Source organism: Dechloromonas denitrificans (genome assembly GCF_001551835.1).
GTDB classification, from domain to species: domain Bacteria; phylum Pseudomonadota; class Gammaproteobacteria; order Burkholderiales; family Rhodocyclaceae; genus Azonexus; species Azonexus denitrificans.
On sequence record NZ_LODL01000019.1, the window covers coordinates 569,857 to 588,299 of the forward strand.

15 protein-coding genes are annotated in these 18,443 nt (G+C 63.4%); 5 read left to right on the plus strand and 10 right to left on the minus strand.

Features of this window, described 5'->3' with window-relative positions:
* Positions 1 to 51: 51 nt before the first annotated feature.
* Positions 52 to 726 carry a Crp/Fnr family transcriptional regulator gene (locus tag AT959_RS10575; RefSeq protein ID WP_083518333.1) on the plus strand — a complete coding sequence of 225 codons (675 nt, stop codon included), beginning with the start codon at positions 52 to 54 and terminating at the stop codon, positions 724 to 726.
* Positions 727 to 759: 33 nt separating this feature from the next.
* On the opposite strand, the gene AT959_RS10580 is transcribed toward AT959_RS10575, so the two are convergent.
* Together AT959_RS10580 and icmF are read right to left on the minus strand one after the other, a co-directional pair.
* Positions 760 to 3,933 carry a cache domain-containing protein gene (locus AT959_RS10580; RefSeq protein WP_066882935.1) on the minus strand — a complete coding sequence of 1,058 codons (3,174 nt, stop codon included), beginning with the start codon at positions 3,931 to 3,933 and terminating at the stop codon, positions 760 to 762.
* A 213-nt stretch (positions 3,934 to 4,146) separates the two neighbouring features.
* Positions 4,147 to 7,410, minus strand: a complete 3,264-nt coding sequence (icmF, locus tag AT959_RS10585; RefSeq protein ID WP_066882936.1) for a fused isobutyryl-CoA mutase/GTPase IcmF — start codon at positions 7,408 to 7,410, stop codon at positions 4,147 to 4,149.
* 141 nt (positions 7,411 to 7,551) lie between these two features.
* On the opposite strand from icmF, the gene AT959_RS10590 reads away from it, so the two are divergent.
* A complete protein-coding gene (locus AT959_RS10590; RefSeq protein WP_066882937.1) occupies positions 7,552 to 8,619 on the plus strand; it encodes an AraC family transcriptional regulator in 1,068 nt (355 codons plus the stop codon).
* A 16-nt stretch (positions 8,620 to 8,635) separates the two neighbouring features.
* Here AT959_RS10590 and AT959_RS10595 read toward each other — a convergent pair whose 3' ends face one another.
* From AT959_RS10595 to AT959_RS10625, 7 genes are all read right to left on the minus strand, one after another.
* Positions 8,636 to 9,103, minus strand: a complete 468-nt coding sequence (locus tag AT959_RS10595; protein ID WP_205629883.1) for a hypothetical protein — start codon at positions 9,101 to 9,103, stop codon at positions 8,636 to 8,638.
* Positions 9,104 to 9,121: 18 nt separating this feature from the next.
* Positions 9,122 to 9,880 carry a TerC family protein gene (locus AT959_RS10600; RefSeq protein ID WP_066882938.1) on the minus strand — a complete coding sequence of 253 codons (759 nt, stop codon included), beginning with the start codon at positions 9,878 to 9,880 and terminating at the stop codon, positions 9,122 to 9,124.
* 121 nt (positions 9,881 to 10,001) lie between these two features.
* Positions 10,002 to 10,754 carry an amino acid ABC transporter ATP-binding protein gene (locus AT959_RS10605; RefSeq protein WP_066883066.1) on the minus strand — a complete coding sequence of 251 codons (753 nt, stop codon included), beginning with the start codon at positions 10,752 to 10,754 and terminating at the stop codon, positions 10,002 to 10,004.
* Between the two features lie 4 nt (positions 10,755 to 10,758).
* On the minus strand, positions 10,759 to 11,412 hold the full coding sequence (locus AT959_RS10610) for an amino acid ABC transporter permease (RefSeq protein WP_066882939.1): 654 nt from the start codon (positions 11,410 to 11,412) through the stop codon (positions 10,759 to 10,761).
* A gap of 71 nt (positions 11,413 to 11,483) precedes the next feature.
* Positions 11,484 to 12,284, minus strand: coding sequence for an amino acid ABC transporter substrate-binding protein (locus AT959_RS10615; RefSeq protein ID WP_066882940.1), 801 nt, complete (start codon positions 12,282 to 12,284; stop codon positions 11,484 to 11,486).
* Positions 12,285 to 12,478: 194 nt separating this feature from the next.
* Entirely contained in the window at positions 12,479 to 14,119 is a 1,641-nt protein-coding gene (gene gpmI / locus AT959_RS10620) for a 2,3-bisphosphoglycerate-independent phosphoglycerate mutase (RefSeq protein ID WP_066882941.1), read from the minus strand.
* Positions 14,120 to 14,269: 150 nt separating this feature from the next.
* Positions 14,270 to 15,481 carry a YbfB/YjiJ family MFS transporter gene (locus AT959_RS10625; RefSeq protein ID WP_066882942.1) on the minus strand — a complete coding sequence of 404 codons (1,212 nt, stop codon included), beginning with the start codon at positions 15,479 to 15,481 and terminating at the stop codon, positions 14,270 to 14,272.
* Positions 15,482 to 15,581: 100 nt separating this feature from the next.
* Between AT959_RS10625 and AT959_RS10630 the strand changes: the two genes are divergently transcribed.
* Both AT959_RS10630 and AT959_RS10635 read left to right on the plus strand, forming a co-directional pair.
* Positions 15,582 to 16,439, plus strand: coding sequence for a LysR substrate-binding domain-containing protein (locus AT959_RS10630; RefSeq protein ID WP_066882943.1), 858 nt, complete (start codon positions 15,582 to 15,584; stop codon positions 16,437 to 16,439).
* A gap of 258 nt (positions 16,440 to 16,697) precedes the next feature.
* Positions 16,698 to 17,045 (plus strand): hypothetical protein, encoded by a 348-nt coding sequence (locus AT959_RS10635; protein WP_066882944.1) that lies wholly within the window; start codon positions 16,698 to 16,700, stop codon positions 17,043 to 17,045.
* 72 nt (positions 17,046 to 17,117) lie between these two features.
* Here AT959_RS10635 and AT959_RS10640 read toward each other — a convergent pair whose 3' ends face one another.
* Positions 17,118 to 17,876 (minus strand): hypothetical protein, encoded by a 759-nt coding sequence (locus AT959_RS10640; protein WP_066882945.1) that lies wholly within the window; start codon positions 17,874 to 17,876, stop codon positions 17,118 to 17,120.
* A 216-nt stretch (positions 17,877 to 18,092) separates the two neighbouring features.
* On the opposite strand from AT959_RS10640, the gene AT959_RS10645 reads away from it, so the two are divergent.
* The coding region (locus AT959_RS10645; protein WP_476695858.1) for a septum site-determining protein MinC at positions 18,093 to 18,443 on the plus strand (351 nt) is incomplete at its 3' end.

Below are 18,443 nucleotides of genomic sequence, written 5' to 3' on the forward strand. Positions count from 1 at the left end.
GACGTATAATTGTCATCCGGCAGACAATCCACAAAATAATCGGAATTAATTTTGAAAAACGCTGAGGAACTGCTGCGTAGCTCTCTCTGGGGGCAGTCGCTGACCGATGAGGAAATGGCCCGTGCGCTGGCCGGCACCACCGAAAGAACCTTCGCCGCCGGCGCCTTCATCTGCATGAAGGGCGAGCCGGTCGAATACTGGATGGGGCTGATCGACGGCCTGGGCAAGATGGCCAGCCACTGGACCACCGGCAAGACCACCTCGCTGACCGGGATCAGCGCCGGCGCCTGGATCGGCGAAGGCTCGCTGCTCAAGAAGGAACCGCGCCGCTACGATGTGATGGCGCTGCGCGAAAGCCGGGTCGCCTTCATGAACCGCAGCACCTTCACCTGGCTGCTCGACCACAGCATTCCGTTCAACCGCTACCTGATCGCCCAGTTGAACGAGCGTCTCGGCCAGTTCATCGGCATGATCGAGAACGAGCGCATGCTCGATACCGATGCCCGCATCGCGCGCGGCCTGGCCGCCCTGTTCAACCCGGTGCTTTACCCGGGCACCAACCGCCTGCTGCAGATTTCACAGGAAGAACTCGGCTATCTGGCCGGGGTGTCGCGGCAGCGGGCCAATCAGGCGCTGAAAGTACTGGAGGATGCCGGCCTGGTGCGCAGCGAATACGGCGGCATCAACGTCCTCGATCTCGAAGGCCTGCGCCGCTTCGGCGACTGAGGCCGGCAGTCAACAGCCGGAAAACGGCAAAAATCAGCTGACTGCCAGCCAGCGCAACAAACTGGCGTACAACAGGTCGGGATCGACCGGCTTGCCGATATGTTCGTTCATGCCAGCATCGAGGCAGGCCTGACGGTCTTCGTCGAAGGCGTTGGCGGTCATCGCCAGGACCGGCAGGCTGGCCTTGCCGGGCATCTGGCGGATCAGCCGGGTCGCCTCGACACCGCCCATGACCGGCATTTGCATGTCCATCAGGACCACGGCGTAGTCGCCCTGACGCACCCGCTCGACGGCTTCGGCACCGTTGGCGGCGACATCGACGACCAGCCCGGCCAGGCTGAGCAGTTCCGCCGCCACTTCCTGGTTGATCGGTTCGTCCTCGACCAGCAGCACACGGCGGCCGCCGTACAGGCGGGCGATCTGGCTCTCCAGTGAAGCACCGGCGGCAGCGACGGCCAGCGCCGCCGGCGGGCGGCTCACCGCTTCCAGGCAGGCCGTCATCCAGAAGGTGCTGCCGACCCCAAGCACGCTATCGACCCCGACATCGCCGCCCATCATCCGGGCCAGATGGCGGTTGATCGCCAGGCCGAGGCCGGTGCCGCCGTATTTGCGGGTCGTCGAGTCGTCGGCCTGGGAAAAGGCCTGGAACAGCCGGGCCTGCTGCCCGGCATCCATGCCGATGCCCTGATCCTGGACCTCGAAGCGCAGCGTCACCTGATCGCCATCCCTGCGGTCGACCTTGACCCGCAGGGCAATTTCGCCCTGCTCGGAAAACTTGATGGCATTGCCGACGAAGTTGAGCAAAGCCTGGCCGATACGCACCGAATCGCCGCGCAGCAAGGTCGGCACATCGCTGGCCAGCTGGCTGGTCAGGCACAGGCCATGTGCCGCGGCGCGTTCGTCGAGCATGCTGATCGTCTGCCGGATCACCGCCTCCGGCGAGAATTCGCGGATTTCCAGGGCCAGTCGCCCGGCCTCGATCTTGGAGAGATCGAGAATGTCGTTGATGACGTTGAGCAGATGGTTGGCCGATTCGCTGATCTTGCCCAGGCGCTCGCGGGCCTTAAGGTCGAGCACATCCTTCTGCAGCAGGTGGGTGAGGCCCATGATGGCGTTCATCGGCGTCCGGATCTCATGACTCATGTTGGCCAGGAAGGAACTCTTCGCCCGGTTGGCCGCCTCGGCCGCGTCCTTGGCCCGGGCCAGCTCGACGGTGCGCGACTGGACCAGGGTTTCGAGATGCTGGCGATAGTGTTCCAGTTCGGCCTCGGCCTGCTTGCGCACCGTGATATCGGTCGAAATGCCGCACAGCGCGTAGATCTGGCCTTCCTTGTCGCGCAGCGGAATCTTGATCGACAGGTAAGCGCTGGTGATCCGGCCATCCACTGTCCGGTTGACCTCCTCCTCAGCCACCCGCTCGCCCTGTTCGATGACTCGCCGGTCGTTGCGGCGCAGGTTGGCGCAGGTCGCCGCGTCGAAGAACTCGGCGTCGTCATGGCCGACAATACTCGCCATCTCCCGCCCGAACAGTTCGCAGACCCGGCGGTTGGCGTACTGGTAGCAGTAATCCGTGCCCTTGATGTAGATGTAGGCCTCGACGCTGTCGAGGATAGTCGCCATCTTGTATTCGCTGACCCGCAGGGCTTCTTCGATCTCCTTGCGATCGCTGATGTCTTCCTTGACGGCCAGGAAATGCAGAATCTGCCCTTGTTCGTCGATGATCGGCGAAATCGAAGCGCGCTCCCAGAACAACGAGCCGTCCCGGCGCCGATTATGAAACTCGCCCTTCCAGGTCTGGCCGGACTTGATCGTCGTCCACAAATCCCGGTATTCGGCCGGTGATTTATCGCCCGAACTGAGGATGCGCGGATTCTCGCCGAGCACCTGCTGGCTGGTATAGCCGGTAACCTGCTCGAATTTTGGATTGACGTAGCGGATGCAGCCGCTGGTATCGGTGATGACGATCGAGGCCGGGCTCTGCTCGATCGCCCGCGACAGCACTTTCAGTTCGTCGGCCTGGACCCGCAGCACCGCCTCCTGGGCCAGCCGCTGCTGGTGGTAGGCGGCAAACAGCCGTTTCGACCAGCGCGAGAAGACCAGCGAACTGAGCAGCCCGAGGCCCAGCGCGGCGACGATGGCGATCAGCAGATTGAGCAGACGCTGGGCGTTGCCAGCCTCCTGCTTGCGCAGTTCCTCGCCGAGCAGGCTCTGGAAATCGTCATCGAACGTAGTGGCGACGACAAACCAGTTCCACGGCTTGACGACATTGACCAGCGCCGTTTTACTGGCCAGCTGGCCGGTCGCCGGATTGAGCCATTGGTAGCGGACAAAGCCGCCGCCCTGCTTGCCCGCCGCATGCAGCTGTTCGAGAGCGGCTCTTTCCGCTGCGGCCATCTCGCTTATCAGCATGCCATCCAGCTTCTTGTCGCTCGGCGACAGCAGGTTGCGGCCGCTGCCGTCGATCACACCAAAGCGGCCGCTCTGGCCAAATTGCAGGGAACTCAGGCGGGCCAGCGCCTCCTTTTGCTGCAGCATCTCCCACTTGTAGGTGTAGTCGCCGGTGCCGATCAGCCAGTCGTAGGGAGCGAAATGCCGGACATAGGCCAGCTTGTCGGCCATCTGCCTGGCATCGTCGGGCCGGTACCAGCGATAGCGCGAGAAACCTTCGCCGCGCGGCTGGCGGGCGGCCTCGATCAGGCCGCGCATGATGTAATGACCGGTGTCGTCCCGGTTATCGAGGATGGTCTTGCCTTCGAGCTGCGGCGCCGTCGGCAGCAGGATGAACTGGCCCTGCATGTCGTCGATGAAGTAGTAGCCGCGCCCCTCGTAAAAGCGGGCCGGGCGCAGCGCCTCGATGATCAGGCGCTTGACCTCGGCCGGTGGCCGGCGCCGGGCCTCCAGCGCGTAGATCGCCTCGACCATCTGGAAAGCGGTATCAACCTGCTCGGTCAGGCTGCGGCGCAGGATATCCTCGGTCCGCGACCGGGTGAATTCGATGAAACCGGTTGCCCCGTCCATCTCGGCCTGCAGACGGGCTTCCAACTGCTGGGTGGCGGCCTGCTCGACGCGGCCGAAGGCGGCCCGCTGCTCGCTCAGGCTCTGCCAGGAGAAAAAGCCGCCGAGGGCCAGGGTCAGGACCAGCACGGTCAGCAAGGTGCCAATCAGATGGATGCGCGGCACCGTTTTTTCGTCAGCCGTCAGCCTCACCCCCTGCACCCCTTTGCCAAATTCATCAAATTTATCGGCGCATTGTAGCCCTCTTCCTTTCCTGGTGCTGCCATCGTCCAAGCGAGGCAGGACAAGGAAAACCGACGTCATACGACAATGGAAAATGGAAACGGCGAGGTTCTTTGCCTCGCCGTTGTTTTTATCTCCTCCACCCTGTTGGGTCGGGTTGCTGTTCCCCTGCTGAGGAAGCTCTTACATGCTGCGTCGGTACTGGCCACCGACTTCATAGAGGGCGCTGCTGATCTGGCCGAGCGAGCAGTACTTGACTGCATCGACCAGCACGGCGAAGACGTTGCCGTCCTCGATCACCGTCTGCTTCAGCTTGGCCAGCATGGCCGGCGCCTTGTCCGCATTGCGCGCCTGGAAATCGCGCAGGCGCTTGATCTGCGACTGCTTTTCTTCGTCGCTCGAACGGGCCAGTTCGATTTCCTGCTGCGCCATACCCTTCGGGTTGAGGAAGGTATTGACGCCGATGATCGGGTAGGAGCCGTCGTGCTTCTTGTGCTCGTAGTACATCGACTCTTCCTGGATCTTGCCGCGCTGGTAGCCGGTTTCCATGGCGCCGAGCACACCGCCGCGCGAGGCAATGGCTTCGAATTCCTTCAACACGGCTTCCTCGACCAGATCGGTCAACTCGTCGATGACGAAGGCGCCCTGGTTCGGGTTCTCGTTCTTGGCGACGCCCCACTCGCGATTGATGATCAGCTGGATGGCCATGGCGCGACGCACGCTTTCTTCCGTCGGCGTCGTGATCGCTTCATCGTAGGCGTTGGTGTGCAGCGAGTTGCAGTTGTCGTAGATGGCGATCAGCGCCTGCAGCGTGGTGCGGATGTCGTTGAAGTCCATTTCTTGCGCGTGCAGCGAGCGGCCGGAAGTCTGGATGTGGTATTTCAGCTTCTGGCTGCGCTCGTTGGCGCCGTACTTGTTCTTCATCGCCACCGCCCAGATGCGGCGGGCGACGCGGCCGATCACCGAGTATTCCGGGTCCATGCCGTTCGAGAAGAAGAAGCTCAGGTTGGGCGCGAAATCATCGATGTGCATGCCACGCGCCAGATACGACTCGACGTAGGTGAAGCCGTTGGACAGCGTGAAGGCCAGCTGCGAGATCGGGTTGGCGCCGGCTTCGGCGATGTGATAGCCGGAGATCGACACCGAGTAGAAGTTCTGCACCTGGTTATGGACGAAGAATTCCTGGATGTCGCCCATCATCTTCAGGGCGAACTCGGTCGAGAAGATGCATGTGTTCTGGCCCTGGTCTTCCTTGAGGATGTCGGCCTGCACGGTGCCGCGCACCGACTTCAGGACCCACTCGCGGATTTTCTCGGCTTCGTCTTCGGTCGGTTGGCGGCCGTTGTCCTTTTCGAACTTGGCCATCTGCTGGTCGATCGCAGTATTGAAGAAGCAGGCCAGGATGATCGGGGCCGGGCCGTTGATGGTCATCGACACCGAAGTGGTCGGGCAGACCAGATCGAAACCGTCGTAGAGCACCTTCATGTCGTCCAGGGTGGCGATCGAGACGCCGGAATTGCCGATCTTGCCGTAGATGTCCGGGCGCTCGTCCGGGTCGCAACCGTACAGCGTCACCGAGTCGAAGGCCGTCGACAGGCGATGGGCCGGCATGCCTTCGGAAACGCGCTTGAAGCGGCGGTTGGTGCGGAAGGCGTCGCCTTCGCCGGCGAACATCCGGGTCGGGTCTTCACCTTCGCGCTTGAAGGCGAAAACGCCGGCGGTGTAGGGGAAGGAACCGGGCACATTCTCGCGCATCAGGAAGCGCAGGATCTCGCCGTCATCGGTGTAAGTCGGCAGGATCACCTTGCGGATCTTGGTGCCGGACAGCGACTGGCTGGTCAGCTGGGTGCGGATTTCCTTGTCGCGGATCTTCACGACGTATTCGTCGCCGGCATAGGCTTCGACGGTGGCCGGCCACATGTCGAGCAGCTTCTTCGCCTTCGGATCCTGCTGGGCATCCTTCAAGGCCTGCATTTCGTCAAAGCCGGCGGTCGACTGCTCGCAACCGGCAAAAATGCCTTTCGAAATGCGCAGTGCCTGGCGTTCGCGGGCAATCTTGACCTGCTCGCTGGTATGGGCGTGATAGCCGCGCACGCTGTCGGCGATTTCGGCCAGGTAACGGACGCGCTGGGCCGGCACGATGGCGCGCTGGCTGGACGACTGCTTGACGGTGACCAGAGGCAGCTTGCCCGGGCCGAGCTGCAGCCCCTTTTCCGAGAGGGCCGGGACCAGCGCCTGATAAAGCGCGGTGACGCCGTCGTCGTTGAAGCGGGCGGCCTGCGTGCCGAACACCGGCATGTCGTCGGTCGGCGTCGTGAAGGCTTCGCGGTTGCGCTGGTACTGCTTGCGCACGTCGCGCAGCGCATCCTCGGCGCCCTTGCGGTCGAACTTGTTGATGGCGACGAAATCGGCGAAGTCGAGCATGTCGATCTTCTCCAGTTGCGAGGCGGCACCAAACTCGGGCGTCATCACGTACATCGAGATATCGACGAAGGGCACGATGGCGGCGTTGCCCTGGCCGATGCCGGAAGTTTCGACGATGACCAGGTCGAAGCCGGCCAGCTTGCAGGCAGCGATCACCTCGGGCAGCGCGACGGAAATTTCCGAACCGGTATCGCGGGTGGCCAGCGAACGCATGAAGATGTTCGGATGTTCGATGGCGTTCATCCGGATGCGGTCGCCGAGCAGCGCGCCGCCGGTCCGCTTGCGCGACGGGTCGATCGAGATCAGGCCGATCTTGACGCTGTCGTCCTGGTCGAGGCGGAAGCGTCGGACCAGTTCGTCGGTCAGCGAGGACTTGCCGGCGCCGCCGGTACCGGTGATGCCGAGCACCGGCACGGTCAGTTCGGCCGCCGCCTTGAGCAGCGGTTCCTTGAGGGCCGGCGCTTCGCCGTTTTCGAGCAGCGTGATCAGCCGGGCCAGCAAGCGCTTGTCGCCGGCCTTCAAGCCGGCCAGCGCCTGCTCGGCGCTCGGCACGCCCTCGGCGGCCAGGTCGAAGTCGGCGTTCTGCACCACTTCGTTGATCATGCCCTGCAGGCCCATATGGACGCCGTCTTCCGGGGCGTAGATACGGGTCACGCCGTACTGGTGCAGTTCCTTGATCTCGGACGGCACGATGACGCCACCGCCGCCGCCGAAGACCTTGATGTTCTCGCCGCCGTTGGCCTTCAACAGGTCGATCATGTACTTGAAGAACTCGACGTGGCCGCCCTGGTAGGAGGTGATGCAAATGCCCTGGACGTCTTCCTGCAGCGCGGCATTGACGATTTCCTGCACCGAGCGGTTGTGGCCGAGGTGGATCACCTCGGAACCGGTCGACTGCAGGATGCGGCGCATGATGTTGATCGAGGCGTCGTGACCGTCGAACAGCGAGGCGGCGGTGACAAAACGCACCTTGTTCTTCGGCTTGTACGGAGAAAGCTTCTTGGCAACGGAAAGATCGGTCATGACGCCTGCCTCATCGAAAAGATGGAAAGGCGCCCATGTTATGCCCCTTTATCCGCATTGCCATTGTGGCGATTGACGACAATCGTGCAAATTCCGCCAAGGTGATAGAGTACTGCGGTCGACTACCTCAAAACGGCAAAAATGCTGCATCGCACCATCAAGAAGACTCAAACACGCACGCAAGCCACTGTTGCGATGGGCTTTGTTACCGGCATGCTGGCCGGCCTGCAGCGCCGGCAGATCGACCCGGCCCCGCTGCTGGCCGCCACCGACATTGATCTTGCAGACACCGCCAGCCGGATCCCGATCGAGCGCTACGCCGCGCTCTACAACCGGCTGAACCGCGAACTGGACGACGAAGGCTTCGGCCTGTTCGCCCAGCCGATGCGCCCGGGCAGCTTCGAGTTCCTCTGCCGCGGCTGCCTCAGTGCACCGACCCTGGCCGACGCCCTGCTCCGCGCCAGCCGTTTCCTGCACATCGTGCTGCCCGATCTGGCGGTCAGCGTCCGCCGCACCCACGGCCGGGCCGAACTGGTCATCAGCGAAACCCGCAAACTGTCGGACAACCCGGACGACCCTGGCCGCATCTTCGCCTTCGAATGGCTGCTCCGCCTGCTGCACGGCCTGGCCTGCTGGCTGGCCGGGCGCGGCATCGGTCTGGACAGCGTGATCTTCCCTTACCGCCGGCCGGCCCATGCCACCGACTACCCGCTGATTTTCACCGAGGATTCGCGCTTCGCACCGACCGTGCCGGGCGGCACCGGCACGCTGGTCGCCAGCTTCAACGCCAACCTGCTCGACCTGCCGATCCGCCGCGACGAAGCGGCGCTGACCGCCTTTCTCGACGGCGCCCCAGGCAAGATCACCACCCTCTACCGGCGCGACCGCGAAATGGTCATCCGCGTCCGCGACCTGCTGCGCGCCGCGCTGCCGGCGACGCTCAGCCTCGACGACATCGCCAGCCGCCTGCACCTGTCGCCGCGCACCATCCATCGCCGACTCGAAGAGGAAGGCTCCAGTTTTCGCGGCATCAAGGACGCGCTACGCCGCGACATGGCACTGGCCCGGCTGACCAAAACCAAGGATTCGATCGCCGAAGTCGCCGCCGACCTCGGCTATGCCGACACCTCGGCCTTCTACCGCGCCTTCGTCGAGTGGACCGGCATGGCCCCGGTCCACTACCGGCGGCAATGGGCCGGCAAAACCTGAGCCGGGAAGCCGCCGGCTACCTATCAGGGCCGGGCAGCAGGCGTAAACCCAGCCAGGCGACCACGATGACCGAGCTGATCGGGATGGCGACCGAAAATAAAACGAAGAAGGGGATGCAAATCCAGTGCCCCTGAAAAAGCTGCGAACTCAGCGCACCGACCGACAGCGCGAGCAAATCGAGAACCAGCCAGCGCTTCAGGTAGGTCAGCAGCCAGTGCGCCTGTGACTGGTTATGGCGCCAGGCGGCCGAACGCTCCAGCCAACTGCCGCAGTCGACGTTACGAAACAGCCAGCTAAAGAAAAAATAGCGGTAAAGAAGGGATGGTTTGCTGTCTCGTCGCATCAGAAAACTCCCGAGGTATTGATGCAGAGACAACAGGAACTGGCCGTTGTTCAGAACGCCGGCAAAATCGACCATGCCCACCATGTTTGGCGGCGGAATGAAAAACGGGCACCCGCCTGACGGCGCGGTGCCCGTTTCCATTACCGCCCGACTTCCGGGTCAGACGTTGTCCGGCTCGCGGACGTAAGGCTCGCGCAGATCGACCGGCTTGACGGTCTTCTTGCGCATGCGGATGTTGAGCATCTCGACGCCGACCGAGAAGGCCATCGCGAAGTAGATGTAGCCCTTCGGCACATGGTGGCCGAAGCCGTCGGCGATCAGCACGACGCCGACGACGACCAGGAAGGACAGGGCCAGCATCTTGATCGTCGGGTGGTTCGAGACGAACTCGCCAATCGAGCGGGCAAACAGCATCATCAGACCGACTGAGGCGACCACCGCGGCGATCATCACGCCGACCTCGCTGACCATGCCGACCGCAGTAATGATCGAATCGAGCGAGAAGACCAGGTCGATGACGATGATCTGGGCGATGACGCCGGCAAAGCTCGAACCGACCTTGCGCGAGGCTTCGCCCTCCTCGCCTTCGAGCAGCTGGTGTACTTCGCCGGTACTCTTCCAGATCAGGAACAGGCCGCCGGCGATCAGGATCAGGTCGCGCCCGGAAATGCCGAAATTGAACAGGGTCACGACCGGTTCGGTCAGGCCGACGATCCACGACAGCAACAGCAACAGGCCGATACGCATGAACATCGCGAGGAACAGGCCGATCCGCCGCGCCAGTTCCTGCTGCGCCTTGGGCAGGCGGTCGACGAGGATCGAGATGAAGATGATGTTGTCGATGCCCAGCACCAGTTCCAGCGCGGTCAGCGTGAAAAAGGCGATCCAGATTTCGGGGGAGAGCAGCAGTTCGAGCATGGGAGTCAGACCTGAGAGCAGTTCGAGGAAGCGATTGTAGCGACTCTGCAACCCTTCGAAACACCCGGATTACCAAAAGCCACACTTCGTAAATTTCGAAGCATTGCTCTTGGCAACAGAATTAGCCGAGGTGATTCAGGAAAGCCCGCGTTCGCGGCTGCAACGGGTTGGCAAAGAAGCTGGCGGCCGGCTGTTCTTCGACAATCTCGCCGCCGTCCATGAAGATGACGCGGCTCGAAACATCGCGGGCGAAGGCCATTTCATGGGTAACGACGAGCATGGTCATGTGCTCGTCGGCCAGTTGCCGCATGCTGCGCAGCACTTCGCCGGTCAACTCCGGGTCAAGCGCCGAAGTCGGCTCGTCGAACAGCATGATGTCCGGCTCCATGGCCAGGGCGCGGGCAATGGCGACCCGCTGCTTCTGACCGCCGGAGAGGCGGGAGGGATGGCTGTCGCACTTTTCCAGCAGGCCGACCTTGCGCAGCAGTTCCTGCGCCAGCGGCACCGCTGCCTCCCGGCTCATGCCCTTGACGGTGATCGGCGCCTCGATGATGTTCTGCAGCACGGTCAGGTGAGGAAACAGGTTGAACTGCTGGAAGACCATGCCCATCTTGCGGCAGATCCGGCGCGCTTCCTTGTCCGGCGCGTAGCGGCAGATGCCGTGGCTGTCGGTGGAGGCGAGAATCTCGCCTTCGATCTCGATATCGCCGCGATCGATCGTTTCCAGCTGGTTGAGGCAGCGCAGGAAAGTGCTCTTGCCCGAGCCGGACGGGCCGATCACCGCGATCACCTCGCCCTTGCCGAGTTCGAGCGAAACGCCGCGCAGCACATCGACCCCGCCGAATTGCTTGCGGATGTTGCGGGCCGAGATCATCGGCTCAGTCGTCATAGACGGCATATTTCTTTTCCAGGCGCAGGAAGCCCCAGGTCAGGACCAGGGTCATGATCAGATAAAAGGCGGCGGCAACGACGAAGGGCATCGTCGTGAAGTCGCGCTGCACCATGCCGCGTGCGGCGCGCAGCAGGTCGTTCATGGCCAGTACGTAGATCAACGAGGTGTCCTTGATCAGCGTGATGGTTTCATTGCTCATCGGCGGCAGGATGCGCTTGACCATCTGCGGCAGCACGATGCGGCGCATGGTCTGGGCATGGGAGAGGCCGAGCACCTGCCCGGCCTCGTATTGGCCGCGGCCGACCGACTGGATGCCGGCCCGGAAAATCTCGGCAAAATAGGCGGCGTAATTGAGCACGAAGGCGACGATGGCGGCGGGAAAATCGGGCAGCCGGATGCCGACGTAGGGCACGAAGGGCAGCGCGAAATAGATGAAGAGCATCTGCAGCATCAGCGGCGTGCCGCGCATCAGCCAGATATAGCCGCTGACCAGCCGGCTCGCCACCGTGAAGCGGGAAATGCGGACCAGGGCCAGCCCCAGCCCGAGCGGGACGGCCAGCACCAGCGTCGCAAAAAACACCTGCAACGTGACGGCAGTCCCCTGCAGCAGGGGGCCGATGATTTCGAAGATGTAGTCCATAGCGCGGCCTTGTCATCGGGCCGGACAAACGGCCGACCCGAAGGAACCCTGCATGCAGCGGGTGAAAAGTGTTACTTGACGATGTCCTTGCCGAACCACTGGCTGGAGATGCGGCCGGCCGCACCGTCCTTCTTCATCTCGTCGATCGCCTTCTGCAGCTTGGCGAGCAGTTCGCCGTCGTCCTTGCGCACGCCGACGCCGTACTCTTCGGTGCCGAAATTGTCTTCGAGAATGACATACTCGCCCGGCTTCTTGGCCGTGTAGTAGCGGCCGACCACTTCGTCGACGACCAGCGCTTCGAGACGGCCGGTTTTCAGATCCATCAGGGCCGTCACGTTGTCGCCGAACTTCTTCAGTTCCTTGATCGTCTTCAGCGTCGCCGCATCCTTCTCGATTGCCTCGACCGCGCTACTGCCTTCCTGGACGCCGATCACTTTGCCGGCCAGATCGGCCTTGCCCTTGATCGGCGAACCGGCGGCGACCACGATGATCTGGCGGTTTTCCAGATAGGGCGCGGTGAAGGCGATCTGTTCCTTGCGCTTGTCGGTGATAGTAAGACCGTTCCACAGCACATCGACGCGCTTGCCGCCGAGTTCGGCTTCCTTGGCGTTCCAGTCGATCGGCTTGAACTCGACTTCGGCGCCCAGACGCTTGGCCGCTTCGCGGGCGAGATCGATATCAAAGCCGACCAGCGCGTTCTTCTCGTCGCGGAAGCCCATCGGCGGGAAATTGTCATCGAGCCCGACGACGATCTTGCTGACCGCCACCGGCGCCGGCGCAGCGGCCGGCGCCGCTTCTTCCTTCTTGCTGCAGCCGCTCAGGGCCAGACCGGCAGCCAATGCCAGAACCAGTAGGGAAACCTGCTTTTTCATGTTCGATTCAATCCGGAAAACAGTGATTCAGCCCGCGCCAAGAGGTCGCTTGGTGCACCGGCGGGGCGAAGAAAGGGCGGATTGTCACCTTATTGAGAGCCCTTTTCAATCGTCGAACGGACTCTCGGCCCACCGGGCAAGCATAAAAAAAGGCGCCGTCCCGCTCGGGAGGCGCCTTTGGCCCGAAAGACCATTTACTTGATGTCGAGCACGCTTTCATCCCAGGCGGCGTGCTTCTCCAGGCCGAGCAGGTTGGCAACGGTGGCCGCGATATTGGAAAGGCCAGCCGTCGCAGTCTGCTTCAGGCCCAGCTTGCCGCCGCTGACGTTGTCGTAGAGGATCAGCGGCACCGGGTTCAGCGTGTGCGCGGTCTTCGCCTTGAACGAGCCGTCGCTGTTCTGGGCCGGCTGCTTGGTCTTCTTGTCCAGCTCGTACATTTCGTCGGCGTTGCCGTGGTCGGCCGTGATCAGCGCCGCGCCGCCGGCCGCATCGACCGCCTGCAGGACGCGGGCAAGCGACAGATCGACCGCTTCGACGGCCAGCGTCGCGGCGAAGAAGTTGCCGGTGTGGCCGACCATGTCGCCGTTGGCGAAATTGCAGCGCAGCGTCCGGTACTGGCCGGACTGGAGGGCGGCGATCATCGCATCGGCGATTTCGGCCGCCTTCATCCACGGCCGCTGCTCGAAGGGCACGACGTCGCTCGGTATTTCCTGCCAGGTTTCACCGTCGAACTTGCCGGAACGGTTGCCGTTCCAGAAGTAGGTGACGTGGCCGAATTTCTGGGTTTCCGAACAGGCGAACTGGGCGATGCCGGATTTCGCGAACCATTCGCCGGTGGTGTCCTTGATGGCCGGCGGCGCGACCAGGAAGCGGGCCGGCAACTTGAGGTCGCCATCGTACTGCAGCATGCCGGCGTAGGTGACGCGCGGCTGGCGGACACGGTCGAATTTATTGAAGGCGGCCTCTTCGAAGGCACGGGTGATTTCGATGGCGCGGTCGCCGCGGAAATTGAAGAAGACGACCGAGTCGCCATCCTCGATGGTACCGATCGCCTTGCCGTTTTCGCCAATGACGAATTCCGGCAGGTCCTGGTCGATGGTGCCCGGATTTTGCTCGCGTAGGCCGTTGACCGCAGCAGTCGCATTCGGGAACTGCGGCCCTTCGCCGAGCACATGGACTTTCCAGCCTTTATCGACCATTGCCCAGTTGGCGTCGTAACGGTCCATCGTGATGTACTGGCGACCGCCACCGGAAGCGATGCGGGCATCGAAACCCGCATCGCTGACTTCGCCGAGGAAAGCCTCGAAGGGCACGACATAGTCGAGGGCACTGGTTTCCGGCACGTCGCGGCCGTCGAGCAGGGCGTGGATGCGGACCGTTTTGACGCCCTCGGCCTTGGCCTGAACGACCATCGCCTTCAGGTGGTCGATGTGGCTATGGACATTGCCATCCGAGAACAAGCCGATGAAATGGACGACGCCACGGCCGCTCTTGGCACCGGCAACGATCTCCTGCCAGGCCGCGCCCTGCCAGATGGCACCGGAAGCAATGGCGTTGGCGACCAGCGCCGCCCCCTGGCTGTACACCTGGCCGGCGCCGATGGCGTTGTGGCCGACTTCGGAATTCCCCATGTCGTCGTCGGACGGCATGCCGACCGCCGTGCCGTGGGCACGCAGGCGAATGTTCGGATAGCTGGCGAACAGGCGATCGAGGGTCGGCTTGCGGGCGGCGGCAATGGCACTGCCGGCATCGGATTTCGGCAGGCCGTAGCCGTCCATCACGATGACGACAACGGGGCCCTGGACACCGGCGAAAGAGGAAAGCTTCTGTAGCATGAGGAGGATTCCGGCAAAGGAAAAAGGGGTTGGAATTGTCACGACAAGGGAATAATCCCGGTCACGATAACTCAGTCAAACCAGCATTTTACCTTTGAACGTCGGCCGCGCGGCAGGCATCAGCCCTGCCGCCCGCTCACCCGCCTCCGCTCAGCCTTGCGGACAAACCGTCGGCGCCTCGCTGCGCGCTGCGGCATCGCGCTTTTCGACGCCCTTGAGCAGCACCAGCAACAAGGTACCGACTACCATGACGCCAGCCGCCAGATAGAGGCCGGCCTCGTAGTTGCCGAATCGGGTGGCCAGCGCCCCGGTAATGGCCGGGGCAAGGATCTGCGCCGCACCGTAGGAGAGCGTCATCTTGCCCATCATCTTGGCCGGGCGGGTCGGGTAGTAGCGGCCGGCCATGGTCAGCACCAGGCTGACCATGCCGATGAAGGTACCGCCGAAGAGCAGCGCCCCGAAAATGGCGGCGAGCAGACCGCCGACCAGCACCGGCAGCAGGATGCCGATGATCTGCAGCACGGCGGCAGCGATCAGTGCATTCAAGTCGCCGATGCGGCGGGCAATGAAATCCCAGTTGATGCAGGCCGGCGCCGCCCCGATGCCGATCGCCAGGAAGACTAGGTTGCCCTGCCCGGCCAGCCCGGGCAGATGCTCGATGATGGCAACGATGAAGGTGGCGCTGACCACGTAGCCGACCCCGGCACAGAAATAGGCGGCCATGAACAGGCGCATGAACAACGGGCTGGGCGGCTTGTCCACCATCGCCTGGCCGCTCTTGGTCAGGCCGCTGGTATCCGGTGCCGGCAGCCAGCGCAGCGCAGGAATCAGCAGCAGGCAACCGAAAACGGTGAAGGCGAACCATTGCTGCTGCCAGTCCAGCCAGTGGCTCATCACCGCCACCGCCGTGGCGCAGCCGGCGATGCCGAGGCCGATGCCGGCGAAGTGGATGCCCAACTCGCTGCGGTGATTGTGGCGGATCAGCCAGTTGAGGATCAGCCCGGTGCCGAGCAGCATGCCGGCCGCGCTGGACAGCCCGGCGACGAAGCGCGACACCGCCCAGATCGTGACGTCGGTGGTCAACCCCATCAGCAGCGTACTGAGGATGGCGACCACCAGGCCGATCCGGTACAGGCGGTCCTTCAGCACCAGATCGCTGATCAGCGAGGCGATCAGCGCACCGCTCAGGTAACCGGCGTAGTTGATCGCCGCCAGCCAGCCGGCTTCGGCAATGCCCAGCCCGGCCTGCTTCTGCATCAGCGGCAGCAGCGGCGTGTAGGAAAATCGGGCGACGCCGAGCACCAGGATCAGACTGAAAATACCGGCGCTGAGCACCTTGAGGCGCTCTCTCTGTTCGCTCATCGCGTGTCTCCTTTAGTTTTTGTCAGCCTAACGATAAACAGACTAAACTATCTGCACAATTGAATTGTTAAGAACAAAACGTTCTGTTTTGGAGATACCCATGGAACTCGTCGCCCTGCGCACCTTCCAGACCGTCGTCGAAGAAGGCGGCATCCTCGCCGCCTCGCGCAAGCTGAATACCGTGCAGTCCAACGTCACCGGCCGCATTCGTCGGCTGGAAGAGGAACTCGGCACCGAACTGTTCTTCCGCAAGGGACGCGGCCTCGAACTGGCGCCCTCCGGCCGCGTCCTGCTCGACTACGCCCGCCGCATGCTGCTGCTTGAGCGCCAGACCAGCGCCGCCGTCCGCCTGGTCGGTGAAAACACCGGCGAACTGCGTATCGGCGCCATGGAAACCTTTGCCGCACTGCACCTGCCGAGCGCCCTGAAAGCCGTCCGCGCCGCCCACCCCGGCATGGACTTGCGCGTCGCGACCAACACCAGCGCCGAACTAACCGACAAGGTGCTGACCCACAAACTGGATTGCGCCTTCATCGCCGGCCCGGTCGTTCATCCCGAACTGTCTTTCACAGAGCTGGTCGTCGAAGAACTGGTCCAGATCTGCGCCGTCGGCGCCAGCCCGCTCCGCCAACCGCTGATCCTTTTCCGCGAAGGCTGCGCCTATCGCAGCCGGGCCATCGCCTGGCAGCGCGTCACCGGCCACGCCGTCGCCGACGCCATGGAATTCGGCACGCTGGAAGGCATCCTCGGCTGCGTCGCGGTCGGCCTCGGCTGGACGCTGATGCCGCGGCGCGTCGTCGAACAGTCGCCGCACGCCGCCGACCTAGTCATCGAAGCCCTGCCCGCCGACATCGCCCGGGTGCCGACCGGCATGATCACGCTGCGCGACGCGCCGCCGATGAGCGCCCTGACGACGCTCAGCCAGGCCGTCGCCAACGCCGCGGCGCCCCGCAGTTGAGTCCGGCGGTCGACCACCCGAAATCCCTCTTTTTTACGGACATCCGCCAATGCCGCCCGACACCTTCGCAGCAATCGGAATCGGCAAGTACGATGCACCGGGCATTGCATGCATCTAGCAACATCTCGGTCACGGAGCGATACACAGCCTTACATTCGCACTGACATCCCTTGTCTCGGCCAGCGCGTTATTCGCAACAAGGCGCTGCAATATCGCAGCACCGGAAAACGCCAACAACCCTGCTCAAGGAGATTCAAAATGATGAAGACTGTGATCGCTCTCGCTGTTGCCGCTGGCTTTGCCTCCGCTTCCTTCGCCCAAGGCGTCGCCGCCCCGGCCACCAGCCCGGCCCCGGCCGCCAAGGTCGCCGCGCCGGCTGCCGCCAGCGCCGAAAAGAAGGTCGAAGCCGCGAAGGCCGCTGAACCGGTCAAGGCCGAAGTCGCCAAGCCGGAGGTGAAGCCTGCCGAAGCCAAGGGCGACAAGCACGAAGCGCCGAAGAAGCACGAAAAGCATGCCAAGAAGGTCGAGAAGACCGAGAAGGCCGAGGTAAAAACCGAAGCCAAGGCGGAAACCAAGCCGCTGGCAGCAGCCCCGGCCGGCAAGTAAGCCAGGGATCAGCCACAAAAAACCGGGCCGCGGCCCGGTTTTTTGCTTTCCGGCAACGCAGCTGCCGAGTGTTTAGTGCGCCGCGCGGCGCGCCTGCTGCCAGGCCATTACCACCTGCCCGGAGTGGGCCAGGATGGACTTGTAGCGTTCTTCAGGCAACGCATGCTGCAGGGACTCGAACAATTGCTGCGTGCTGTCGCGGGCAACATCGCTGACGACGGCCGACGGATTGAGCAGGCTGAGCTGGATGCTGGCCAGCGCATCGGCCAGCAGGCGCCAGCCGAGTTCCGGCATCTGCTGGTCGAGGGCGAGCATCATGCCGCCGAGCGGCTTGAGGATGTTTTGCGCCTGCTCGACCGTCTCACAGGCCGTCATCGCATGCCACAAAGCAAGGTGGATGCTGCGCCGCAGATCGACCTTGAAATCGATGGCGGCCGCCTCGACCTGCTCGATTTGCCGGAAATAACGCAGGAAACGGCTTTCCGCCTGCGGTTCGAGGCGGTTGCGCAAGGTGCCGAGCAGCGCCGTCAGGGCAGGAATGGCGGTCAGGTTGAACGCCTGGCTGTAGGCCAGCCCCCACTGGTCGAGACCGCTGATCAGCAGGGCCAGGCGCAAGGCGCGGGCCTCGTCGTCGGCGCCCGCCTGGCACCAGTCGTAGCACTGGCTTTCCAGTTCGATCATCGCCTTGGCCAGTTGCTCGGGCTCGGCCGAGGCCGAGTGGCGGAACACGCCGCTGAAGATGTCCTGCGCCATGCGGGCGACCAGGCGCTGCGTTTCGGTATTGGCCAGCCCGGCAAGGGCATCAACGGGAAGACTGGCAGCGGTGCTCATGGCAAATCCTGGCAAACGTAAGGGACGTGCATTTTATCGACCGGGCCGCCAACCGTCACCAGAATCCACTCGCCCCGCCGAACGCCGCGCGGGCCATGCCATTCGCCTGAATCCTCAGACAAAAACAGCCCGCCAAGGCCAGAAATAAGCCAATTTCCATTTCCCGCTGCCGGCCTGTGGGATAATCGCCAGCTCTTCGAAACACACGCAGCAGGCATGGCAAAAGACGCACCGATCCAGTTCAAGGGCACGACGCTCAAGATCATCCAGACGCAGCTCCGCGCGACCGATCTCGCCACGCTGCACGCGGCGCTTGGCGAGCTGACCGGCAACAGCCCCGACTTCTTCGAAAACGAGCTGGCCGTACTCGACTTCAGCAACGCCGAGGCCCTGCCGGAGAGTGCGGACTGGGTCGGCATCGTCAAGCTGCTGCGCCATTCCGGCCTCAACGCCGTGGCGACGCGCGGTTTGCCCGAAGCGCTGGCCACGGCCGCCGCGGCCGCCGGCCTGCCGACGGTGAGCGCCGATGCACTGGGCCGACCGCGCGCCAAGGCGGCAGAGGAACCT

What these genes read in the sequence shown, in the direction of transcription:
- icmF (WP_066882936.1), bottom strand. Translation starts at nt 7,410, where the DNA reads ATGACCGATCTTTCCGTTGCCAAGAAGCTTTCTCCGTACAAGCCGAAG.
- AT959_RS10635 (WP_066882944.1), top strand. Translation starts at nt 16,698, where the DNA reads ATGATGAAGACTGTGATCGCTCTCGCTGTTGCCGCTGGCTTTGCCTCC.
- AT959_RS10625 (WP_066882942.1), bottom strand. Translation starts at nt 15,481, where the DNA reads ATGAGCGAACAGAGAGAGCGCCTCAAGGTGCTCAGCGCCGGTATTTTC.
- AT959_RS10590 (WP_066882937.1), top strand. Translation starts at nt 7,552, where the DNA reads ATGCTGCATCGCACCATCAAGAAGACTCAAACACGCACGCAAGCCACT.
- AT959_RS10615 (WP_066882940.1), bottom strand. Translation starts at nt 12,284, where the DNA reads ATGAAAAAGCAGGTTTCCCTACTGGTTCTGGCATTGGCTGCCGGTCTG.
- AT959_RS10605 (WP_066883066.1), bottom strand. Translation starts at nt 10,754, where the DNA reads ATGATCTCGGCCCGCAACATCCGCAAGCAATTCGGCGGGGTCGATGTG.
- AT959_RS10595 (WP_205629883.1), bottom strand. Translation starts at nt 9,103, where the DNA reads ATGGAAACGGGCACCGCGCCGTCAGGCGGGTGCCCGTTTTTCATTCCG.
- AT959_RS10600 (WP_066882938.1), bottom strand. Translation starts at nt 9,880, where the DNA reads ATGCTCGAACTGCTGCTCTCCCCCGAAATCTGGATCGCCTTTTTCACG.
- AT959_RS10630 (WP_066882943.1), top strand. Translation starts at nt 15,582, where the DNA reads ATGGAACTCGTCGCCCTGCGCACCTTCCAGACCGTCGTCGAAGAAGGC.
- AT959_RS10640 (WP_066882945.1), bottom strand. Translation starts at nt 17,876, where the DNA reads ATGAGCACCGCTGCCAGTCTTCCCGTTGATGCCCTTGCCGGGCTGGCC.
- AT959_RS10610 (WP_066882939.1), bottom strand. Translation starts at nt 11,412, where the DNA reads ATGGACTACATCTTCGAAATCATCGGCCCCCTGCTGCAGGGGACTGCC.
- gpmI (WP_066882941.1), bottom strand. Translation starts at nt 14,119, where the DNA reads ATGCTACAGAAGCTTTCCTCTTTCGCCGGTGTCCAGGGCCCCGTTGTC.